The sequence below is a fragment of the Sphaerochaeta sp. S2 genome, from assembly GCF_016406725.1.
Lineage (GTDB): Bacteria > Spirochaetota > Spirochaetia > Sphaerochaetales > Sphaerochaetaceae > Sphaerochaeta.
In genome coordinates, this window is record NZ_JAEKNT010000233.1 from 1 (window position 1) to 10,649 (window position 10,649).

8 protein-coding genes are annotated in these 10,649 nt (G+C 47.4%); all 8 read right to left on the reverse strand.

Annotated elements, in window-relative coordinates:
* Positions 1-774: TIM-barrel domain-containing protein (locus JF818_RS06600; RefSeq protein WP_304945009.1), on the reverse strand; the 774-nt coding region annotated here is incomplete at its 3' end.
* Positions 771-1,598: a carbohydrate ABC transporter permease gene (locus JF818_RS06605; protein ID WP_233066567.1), complete on the reverse strand. Its 828-nt coding sequence runs from the start codon at positions 1,596-1,598 to the stop codon at positions 771-773. The genes JF818_RS06605 and JF818_RS06600, both read right to left, overlap by 4 nt.
* Positions 1,588-2,514 (reverse strand): carbohydrate ABC transporter permease, encoded by a 927-nt coding sequence (locus JF818_RS06610; RefSeq protein WP_198891241.1) that lies wholly within the window; start codon positions 2,512-2,514, stop codon positions 1,588-1,590. The genes JF818_RS06605 and JF818_RS06610 overlap by 11 nt, the downstream gene beginning before the upstream one ends.
* 48 nt (positions 2,515-2,562) lie before the next feature.
* Positions 2,563-3,822 (reverse strand): sugar ABC transporter substrate-binding protein, encoded by a 1,260-nt coding sequence (locus tag JF818_RS06615; RefSeq protein WP_198891242.1) that lies wholly within the window; start codon positions 3,820-3,822, stop codon positions 2,563-2,565.
* 135 nt (positions 3,823-3,957) lie between these two features.
* A complete protein-coding gene (locus JF818_RS06620) occupies positions 3,958-4,992 on the reverse strand; it encodes a LacI family DNA-binding transcriptional regulator (RefSeq protein WP_198891243.1) in 1,035 nt (344 codons plus the stop codon).
* A gap of 42 nt (positions 4,993-5,034) precedes the next feature.
* Positions 5,035-7,104: a glycoside hydrolase family 65 protein gene (locus JF818_RS06625; RefSeq protein WP_198891244.1), complete on the reverse strand. Its 2,070-nt coding sequence runs from the start codon at positions 7,102-7,104 to the stop codon at positions 5,035-5,037.
* Entirely contained in the window at positions 7,085-8,857 is a 1,773-nt protein-coding gene (locus JF818_RS06630; RefSeq protein ID WP_198891245.1) for a glycoside hydrolase family 125 protein, read from the reverse strand. The genes JF818_RS06625 and JF818_RS06630 overlap by 20 nt, the downstream gene beginning before the upstream one ends.
* A 105-nt stretch (positions 8,858-8,962) precedes the next feature.
* On the reverse strand, positions 8,963-10,649 hold a 1,687-nt coding region (locus tag JF818_RS06635; protein ID WP_198891246.1), incomplete at its 5' end, for an AAA family ATPase.

Consider the following 10,649-nt stretch of genomic DNA (forward strand, 5'->3'; position numbering starts at 1 on the left):
CCAGTTTCCTTCGGGAATGGTGTATGGGGTTCCGTTCCTGTTCAGTACTGCGAGTCCATGCTCACGAACATAAGCGAGGTCTTGCTCATGACGTACATCACGCCTACCTTCTTCCAAGGCCTTGAAGACAGGACATTGCCATAGAACGAAGTGAACTCCTTGATCGTTCAGCTTCTGCACAAGTTGTTTGGGATCAGGCCAGAGTCCTGGCTCCTCGCCGAAGGTATAGAATGTCGATTCATCACTCCAAGCTTCCACTACCAAGACTGATATGGGAAACCCATGTAGGCGTGCAGCATCCAAGGCTTCACGCACATCCTGCTCACTTCTCCATCGGTTTGCACTTGCCCACTCTCCAAACACCCATGGTGGTGGAAGGGCTACCCCTCCAAGATAGGAGAGTAGCTTTTTCAGAGTTTCTCTGGGTGTCCCGGATGCAATAACGAGAGAGTCTTCAGGAGAAAATGCTCCTTGCAAAGTGAGCTGAATACCATCCCCGTCCCCTTGCGACTCGATGGTAAAGACACGGTCACTCTGTACAAGAAAAGCATACTCATCAGAGAGGAACAACGGCTGAGGAAGATAGGTATGGGTACCCTGCTGAGTAAATACTTCTTCCACTTCGTTTCTTCTGGGGTGTGAGAGGAACTCAACGCGGTCAAAGTGCTCACCTGCTCCCCAGAGATGTGTCCCCTTGAACTGAAGCCGTACACTACTCGGTTCCTCAGCCATAACAACACTCGATGCGTTTGCATCCAAATAGATAGATTTCATCCTTTTACTCCTCCAATTTGGAGACCACTGGCGAAATACCTCTGAGCACCTATGTAGATGATCAGAAGCGGGACTATAGAAATCAGGGAACCGGCCATCAGCAGGTCATATGCCGTCTTGAACTGCCCGGAGAGGGCATTGAGTATGATAGGAAGCGTATAGTTCTTGGGGCTGGTCATGAGAACCAACGGCAAGAGATAGTCATTCCAGGCATCCATGGCGATAATAATCGCCAAGGTTGCGAGGGCTGTCTTGCAGAGCGGGAGAAAGATCGTGATAAATGACCTGAATAATGAGGCTCCATCAATGGCAGCTGCATCCAGGTACGCATCCGGTATGTTCATCATCTGCTGACGCAGCATGAACACCGCAAAGGCCTTAAAGGTATAGGGAAGAATCAAGGCAAACAAGGTATCCACTAAACGCAGGTCGTTCATGATCAAGTAGAGCGGTATGAAAAGAACATGGCTGGGAAGCATCATAGATGCGATGAAAAGCATGAAGAGGAATCCACTGCCCTTGAAGCGAATCTTTGAGAAGGCGAAGGCTGCCATGGATGAGGAGAAGAGTGCAACCAGCACCGCACCAGAAGTTACCACCAGCGAGTTACCGATGGAGCGGAGCATGCCGGTAAGGGCAAAGAGCTTTTCGTAGGCTTGGATGGTGGGTTCCTTCGGGAACCACTCGATAGGAACGACCAACAGTGCTCCCCCACTCTTTAGCGAGGTGGAGATCATCCAGAGAAAGGGGATAATGGCAAGGATACCCAATACAATTGCAAGCAAGTGATAGAAGAAGACTTTCGCATGTATTTTATACATCATAATTGACCCACCTTCTCTCCCCTCGTTTCTGTATGTAGGTAAATGCCATGATAATCACGAAAAGAATCCAGGAGTATGCGGCTGCGTACCCCATCTTTCCGTATCGGAAAGCATACTTGTAGATACGCTCCACCATAACCATCGTTGCCCCATTCGGCCCAGCATTTCCTTCCTTGGTCATAACCATGACCTGGGGAAAAAGCTGGAATGCATTGATCATGGAGAGCATCGAGACATAGAAGAGCACAGAGGAGAGCAAAGGCAAGGTGATGCGAGCAAATACCTGAGCTTTTGATGCTCCGTCGATTCTTGCAGCCTCGTAGTACTCTACGTTGATACTCTTCAAGCCACCGAGGAGAATCATGGCGTAGAAACCCATGTCTTTCCAAATTGAGGCCAGCACAATGGATGGCATTGCCCAGACCTCGCTCTGCAGCCAGAGTGGTCCTTCAATTCCTATGATTGCAAGTGCGTTATTGATCGGCCCGTATACCGGAGAGAGCAACCATTTCCAGATCAAGGAACCGGCGACCCAGCTGGTGAGCACGGGAAGATAGTACACAACCCGGTAGACATTGGCCCCACGATTCGGTGCATTGATAATCAAAGCCGCGGTCATGGACAGGGCAAGCATCAGGGGAAGATAGAGGACAATAAAGTAGAGATTATGGGACAAGGCTCTCCAGAACTCAGCGTCACCCAAGATTGCCTTGCTGTTCTCCAATCCTACAAAGTGCTCTGCAACAAACTTCAGGAACCCATCAGTCAAACGCACCCTGGACATACCTGACCAGTTGGTTACACTCAACATCAGCGAGATAATGATCGGAAGTATGGCAAAAAGAAGGGCACCAAGCAGGCTCGGAAGTAGATAGGGAAGAGCAACTCTGATTCCCCTTCTGCCCTGGATACTCATAAGACCTCCAGAGGCATGGCCAAGAAGGCCATGCCACTTAGTTTGTGGTTACAAAGAAATCTTGGCTTCAAGTTCCTTCTGACATGCATCAAGGGCAGCTTTTGCACTCTGTTTACCGGAGACAATCTGGCCCAAATAACTTTGGATGATTGCCTGCATCTCTGCCTGCTGAATACTTACCGGTGGAGTTACCAGGTAGTCGAGGGAGGCGAATACTGCTTCCCTGTTTTCAGGAGGGGTGATGGAGAGATAGCTGTCAATGATCTCAGGATAGGTTACCGGGGGAAGTTCCCACGATGCTTCAACCCTAAGTTTGGTAGCTTCCTTGCTTCCTGCAAGGAACACTGCCAGTTTTGCAGCCTCAGCGGGATGCTTACTGGTCTCACTCACCACATAGGAGTTGGAGAAGAAGTGTGTTGCCTTCTGTACGTTACCGGGTTCGATGGCGATATCCCAGTCGAATGGGCAATTGGCGGTGAAATCCCCAAAGGCCCAGATGCCGGTCACCAGCATGCCCAGTCGGCCGCTCTTGAAGAGGTCCCAGTCGCCCATGCCTGCCATGTCGGTATCGGTTGGCATGATCTTGGAATCATTCTGCCAGCCTGCCATAAGCTTTGCTGCCTCAACGTTCTGGGGAAGATTGACGGTAAAGGCTGTTCTCTCAGCATTCATCAAGGATCCACCATTCTGTGCTGCTCCCTTGTAGAATTCATGGAAAGACAAGGGTCTATAGAAACCCCAGATATTCTCACCGAGGGCCATGATCTTCTTGGAGGCAACCTCAACATCCTTCCAGGTCCAGTCAGCTGTGGGGTAAGCCAGGTTTGCCTGGTCGAAGAGCGCCTTGTTGTAGAACAGGACCACATTACTGAATGAGTTTGGTACGCCGTACTGCACTCCCTGGTAATTGAAGGCATCAAGGGCGGTCTTATTGAAACCGCTGGTATCCCCAAGTAGCTTCGTTACATCTGCTAGGGCACCTTCGCTTGCGTAGGCAACAAAATTCTCATAGTTGAGTTCGAACACATCTGCTGCATTGCCCCCAACCACCTTGCTCTGGAGCTGGGTGAAATAATCATCGTAACCAATGGTCTGTAATTCGACCTTGATCGTTGGATTCTGCTTCTCGAACTCTGCAATCATTCCCTTAAGGGCTTCTCCTGAGAGTGTAGCTTCTGAACCGGAAAACTGTTCCAGTTTCAATGTAACAGTGCCCTGAGCAGCCTCTTTTGTTCCTGCAGAAAAAGCAGGGAGCAATACGAGAACCAGAACAAGGGCGAGTGAGAGAACGTTTCTCGTTGTTTTCATTACAACAAACCTCCTGGTACAGGCATCTTCATTTCTTGTCTGTACAAACCGCTTCGAACTCACTACAATTGGATTTGCAGTGATACACCAGTATGACTCATCCGATGATCCGAAGCCCCGCACGGCTTCGGATTATCAATTTACTACCAACTTCCGTACCGATTCCCGCTCCACCAGGGAGACAGGCAGTACAATATTCGAACTACTTTCCTTCTCTTCTATTGCATCAATAACCAACTGGGCAGCAATACGCGCTTTACTATCCACATCCTGACGTACTGTGGTAAGGGCAGGTTCCATGTTGCTTGCCATAAACCCATCGTCAAACCCAACCACTGAGATATCCTCAGGAACCCTCAGCCCTCCCTTCTTCAGTCCCTTGACCAAGCCAAAGGCAAGAATATCAGCAGTGGCAAAGACAGCAGTTGGTCTATCAGGGGACTTGGCCAAAGCCAATCCCAGTTCAATCCCATATTCATAGGAGATGGTACCTGAGTAGACATATCTGTCATCATGGGACAATCCATTGGCTGCTAGGGCATGCTTATACCCTTTCAAACGCTCTGTATTTACGCCTTCCTTGGTCAAATACCCGGTAGCTATCCCTATGGTTCTATGCCCCATCGAGATCAGGTATTCGGTAGCAAGGAAGCCCCCATTCTCATCATCAATGGTGACTGAGCTGAGCTCCTTGTCCATTCCGTAGGAATCGACAAGGACGGCAGGGATTCCATTCTTCTTCAACCCCTTGATATCCGACTCAAGCTCAACTCCAACGATGACTATTCCATCAAGACTTCTCTTCTGTGCCACATCCAGATAGCTTTCATCGGCAGAGGTCCCGCTGATGAGAATGTTGTAGCCCTTTTTCCTTGCCTCATACTCAAAGTTAGAGAGGAAGGTACCATAGAAGGAGTTGGAGAACATCAGCTTCGTCTCTTTCTCTGTCTGGGGGATCAAGAGACCAAGCAGGTGGGAGTGTTTCGAGGCCAGGGCCCTGGCTCCCAGATTGGGGACATAGCCCAACCGCTTGATAGCCTCTTCCACTTTCTTGATGGTCTGGGGTGCAATGACCTGGTCTGAACGTTTGTTTATGATGTAGGAGACCGTAGCCGTAGAAACCCCGGCTTCCTGTGCGATATCCTTCATGTTAATCCGTTTCGTTGCCATTCATTGCCTCACTTATGCGTTTAAGTTAAGTATTGAACTCATTTACTCATTTGTCAATGAAATCTTTTCCAAGCGGCTACCTTTTGTATCACAAATCACCCGATATCGCTCTCCTTTGTAGGTTACCTTGCTCTCAATCTGCTGCCACGAAGCAGGCAGGGAGGGAGAAGATGAGACACCGCCAGTGAAGCTCAGTCCCATTACCCCAAAGAGCACTGCCTGGAGGAATGCTCCCATCGCTCCGATGTGCAGCCCTTCCCCACTTGTGTTTTCCATGAGCTCCTCAAGGTCGAGGAACATGGCCTGCCTGAGATACTGCTCTCCTGCCTCCCTCAAACCAAGCTTGTAGGCAATGAGGGAATGCATACCCCAGCTTAGGGTGGAGTCATGGCTGGTAATGGGTTCATAGAGCGACCAGGCGTTCTGTGCTTCCTCATCACTGAAGTACTCGGGCAACAGGAGATAGAGCAGCAAGACATCGGGCTGTTTGACTACCTTGTACCGCTGGAGGCGGTCGAAGCAGATCGTATGATAGAGAGCCCTGCCACTCGTCTTGTGGGCTTTCAGATCGAAGGGTTCCTGCAAGAGGAACAGATCATCCTCTAGGTAGGTCCCTTCTTCCTCGCTGTAGGGGATGACAGCCTTGCTGATCATTGCCTCAAACTCAGCTCTTTCCTCCGAAGAGAGAATGAGCTCCCCTCTCTCTGCAGCTGCAAGGGCCAGCTTCATCGTATGCAAGGCCATGCAGGTGGTAAAGGTGTTGTTCTTGGTCACCCCGCCATACTCGTTGGGGCCTTTCACGAAGAGCATCTCATACCGGTCTGTTTGATCAATGTAGGTAAATCGTGAGGCCCAGAACCGTGCTGTCTCCAGGTAGATTTCAACGAGGCTCTTTTTTTCTAATGCATGGTCACCGGTGGCTTGTACATACTGGTCCATCGCCCACACGATATCGGCAGTGACATGGACCTCACACTTTCCGGTATCCCACGATTCACACTGCTCTGAGCCGTCAAGAGCACTCATCCAAGGATACCGTGCCCCCTTCAGGTTCAAGGAAGCAGCATACTCCTTGGCAGATGAGAACGTCTCCACGCGGTAGGAGAGGATGTTCTTGGCGACTACTGGATTGGTGTAAAGGTAATACGGAAGTATGAAGACTTCTGTGTCCCAGAAGTAACAACCTTTATAGCGGCTATGGGTAAGTCCCCTGGCCCCGATGGAACAGCCCTGCTCTGGTTCATTCTGCTTCAGATTGAAGAGAGCCCAGCGAATGGCGCACTGGTCTTCCACGGGTCCATTGAGGATAATGTCATGTTCTTCCCAGAACAGGGAGAGTTCTTCTTCTGATTCCTGGTAGAGTCGTTCATAGTAATATCCTTCCAAGCTCTTTCCTTCCAAACTGACCACTGCCTCCAAGAAGAAGGACGAGCCAGCTTCAAGTACAGTTTCATAGTGCTTCTGGTTACCATCTTCACTCCCAGGGACAGAGGAGTCATAGATCTTGGTATAGGTGAAAGAGAGGGCGTCATGGACACTAGAGCCCTCCATGAATAAGATTCCATTCTCCCAAGAGAAGCGACTCTTCTTCAGTAAAACAAGACTCTCTTCATTCTCTACGGTTTGGTCATCGTTGACGGGGAGGTTCATGACCGAATCGTCGATTGCATCGTCTACAAGTAAAGCAAGCCGATTCTTTGCCTTACAGACAAATCGGTGACCAACCAGGTCCTTCTCTTTAAAAGAGACCAATCTGGAGTATGTACAGGAATACTGATCGGTTTCCCAGGTACGGGTCACGACCCCTCGCTTCATGTCCAGTGTTTGCTTGCTCCCAATATTTGAGAGTGGTACTGAATCAATAAAGACTGACAAGCGTAAGGGGTCGGGCAAGTTGACCATGTCTGTGATGCCGCTCTTGATGTACTCAAACCCCCTAGCCTTGTAGACTCCATGGTTCTCGCTTGTATAGGTATCGCCGGGTAATACTGCCCTGAGGCCGAACCTTCCATTGCCTTGGTAGAAGATACTTTGGCAGAAGCGTTCATTCTGCTGAGTTATGTCTGTTTCAATCTGCCAAGGCAGGTAGGTATTATGCTTTCCACTTTCCACGTGCTTTCATCTCCCCGATGAGGACATAGGCGAGGTATCCAGCGCAGGTGGCAAATGCCTCACCTGTACTCGCGTACCCGCTGTGCTCATCAATGCTTTCACAGGCGATGCCATGGTCCATTGGCGCATGCAGGAGCTTTTGGATAGCAGCTTCTGTATGCAGGACCCTGACTTCATTCGCCAGACTCAATATCCAGGGATGAGGTGCATGCGGACACCCAATCGCAGCAAATTTGGTTCCTGCAAATGAATATTCATAGGCAGGGTCGGTGATGGTAGAGACCGTGTTCAGGTACACTTCATCTGAGAGGGAGGTAATACTGAAGAGTGGGAGGAGCAAGAGACTGCCAGGTGGCTCGTCATAAATGTCATAGTTCCCGTTCCCATCGGTAGACCAAACGTACTGTCTCTTGCCATGGTGGTCTTTAACCAAGTGCATCTCGATCGCACGCTTCACAGCTTCTTCTCTTTCTGTCCAGTGGGAGGCCTTCCCGTTCCAATTCCAGGAGGCAAGGATGGAGAACACTGCATGGACCAAGGCATTGTTGTAGGTAAGCAGGGGGTAGACATGCATGTCATCGGTTGGCTGGAGGAAGGTCTTATAGAGTCCTGTTTCAGTCTCAACTGCTTCCAATTTACCGATGATGCGATTGGTGAGGGACTTGATATCACTATCTTCCAGTATTGGCTCAGAAGTCTTCTTGATATATGCGTCGATGGCAAGAATGGGGGCGCAGAGCTCATCGAGCTCGAAGCCTGGTTCAAGGATTGTTCCATCAATGTACCTGCTGTGGATCCCGACGTTCCGCTTCTGCCGGGTGGAGACGTAGTAGAGCATTTCCCGTGCAAGTGCCTGGTCAACTTCCAGGATTGCAGGAAAGGACCAGAGCAGTGAGTCCCGGTCCCAGTAGGCTGCGCTTACGTAGTAGCGCGGGCTTCTGCTGGTCACCAGGACGAGCTCCTCGGAGTCGATGGTTCTTCCAGTTGCGTAGTGGATGGAAAAGAGCAGGTTGCTGAAGAGGGTCTTGTCCATCTCTCTGTCACCGGTTGGTCTGATGATGGAGTCCAGATAACAAATTTGCTCCTGGTAGAGGGCTTCTACTCCTTGCCGGGAAAATTCCCGTGCACTGGTAACTGCCGAGACTTCCTCAAACCCTACTCCCCAGTAGATGGCAAACTGTGCATTTCCTAAAGCAGGAACTTCCAATGGGGAATCCATGGTGAAAGAGATAGAAGGATCTTCGCAAAAAACCCAATCACTGCTGCTAGAGGTAATCGGGGCAAGCGCGAGGACTGGGAATCCTGATCGGATGTCAAAGCAAGGACAGTCTGACCAGTTTGTCTTATATGCGTGCATGCTGCCTTCGAAGGGTTTGCTTTCATTAACGGTATGCAGGACTTCAGCAATTGAGCCTGTTAGGGTAATCCTTGCATCAAGGGACTGCTCTGTTTTGTTCTGTATCGTAATTACCTGCACAAAGCCTTTTTGGTCTTTCGGGGAAAGGATCTGATAATTAGCGCTATAGGAAGGGGTTTCCGAAGAGAAGGTCGGGATCCAGTATCGGTCCTGGGTGTATGATGAGAATTCTGAAGGAGTTCCGTTAACAGAGAGTCCGAGGTGAAGGAAGGGCTTCTCCCCTCCCCGAAATTCGATCATGCCACGTTGAGCCATGGAGAGGACGTTAATGCTGAGTACGTCACTGTTCTCTTCTATTTCAGGGATTGCTATGTATTCATTACCGGTACAGATCATCGGGAACCTCTACTTATGCGTTTAAGTAATTATTAGAATGGAAGAAAGGTTCTGTCAAGGGAAAAGAGAGGAAAGTCTTATGCAATCTACATAATCATTTTACCATTATACGATTTCTCTATCTGGCACCGATACATGCTTCAGTATGTTTTCACACCATGTGTCGAGTGTATTTTCAACATCTTGGTCTTTTATATCTCTTAAATGAGCAAGTGAATGCGACTTATTTAGCAAATAGATAAAACACAGAACATCTTTGGCTGTCCTTCGCTTTTCATCTTCAGAAATGAGACTAAAAAAGTTCAAGTCATCCATTGATTTCACTCGCTCCTCTTTGTGGCTACCTCCATGAAGAACAAGACGATACATAAGATTCTCGAAATAGACTCCATATCGCTCATCTGCAAAGGACAATATAATAGCCTTGTCTGTGGATACTTTATCAATTGCCTTTTTATATTCAAATGTTGAAAAAGCTTCTAGGACCTGCCGTATCATATTCCCAATTACAATCTCATATTGTGGTTCAGATTGACCTACAGCGTAATTGAATACGTTTTCCATTAGCTGAGTATATTCATGTCTATTATTGTATAGAAAAGATTCAATTGAGCAATTTTTAAGTTCATAACCATTGAATTTCAGTTTGTTAGGATATCCTTTGTTACAACAAGATTTAATCAACTCTTCGAATACCTTATACAAATCATAACAGGTCATCAAGTCATGAGACATAACAAGCGCCTTGGTATTCATATTTCCTTCAAGAAATAATCCAAGCTTGTATTTTAAAAATGAGAGAATGCCAATTCTGTTCTCTCTGTCATAACTCGAAACCGGATCATCAAGGACCAGAAGATACTCTTCTCCATATGCAACATTTGCATCCTGGTTATTGAGAATATGAGTAAAGAAATAGCAAAGACCAATAATATTTCTTTCGCCAACAGACACATCACACGGTTTAACTTTTTTCCCTGCACAAAACAATTTATAAGTTCCATCAATGTATTTAATTTCCAATCTATCCTCAGAGAAAAAGATATACTTAAGACATTTGTTAATTTCATTTATCGCCAAGTGAATATTTTTTCTTTTAGCGTCAAGGTCATCAATCGCCTTAATCTTTTTCTTGAGTTGTTCGTCCCTATCATGTAAGCATTTTTCTGCTAACCTTTTTTCCTCCTGTTGTTTCTCCAGATGTTTAACAGACGATTCGATATCATAATATGCAATTTCTGCGTTAATGCGATTTAACTCCCTAGCAATAGGTGCTGTGCTCTTCGATTTCTCATTATGCACTCTCTTCTGATCGGCCAACTCTACCAAAGCTTTTTCCAATTTTTTCGAGCAAACCCCAATATCAATAGTCTCATGCGTAATCGGTGAATAGGGATTGTTTTTTTTCTGATCAAGAAGTTCACAGGTCCTTTCTACTGATTGATTTATCTCTTCAATTAATTCTAAACAATACTCATATCCTCCTATATCTTTAAATTCTGAAAAATCGAATGAGAGAACGCCAATCTTTTTTTTCTCCAATAGACCTTGATGTTGTTCAACCTCTTTACTCAGAACTTTTTCAATACTTTTTACCAAATCGGCTTTATAATTCGGAGCAATGTTTTGAAGACAATAAGGACAAAAGGAGGTATCTTCCTTCCTGAAGACGATTACTCGCTCTGTCATCTTAGCACTTCCCTCATCTTGAATGAGATTGAAGAGATATCGCTCTCGTTCAGAAAGTGCAGGCTTTTCTATTTTCTTGGCAAGGAGATTCGCTACTTCTTGA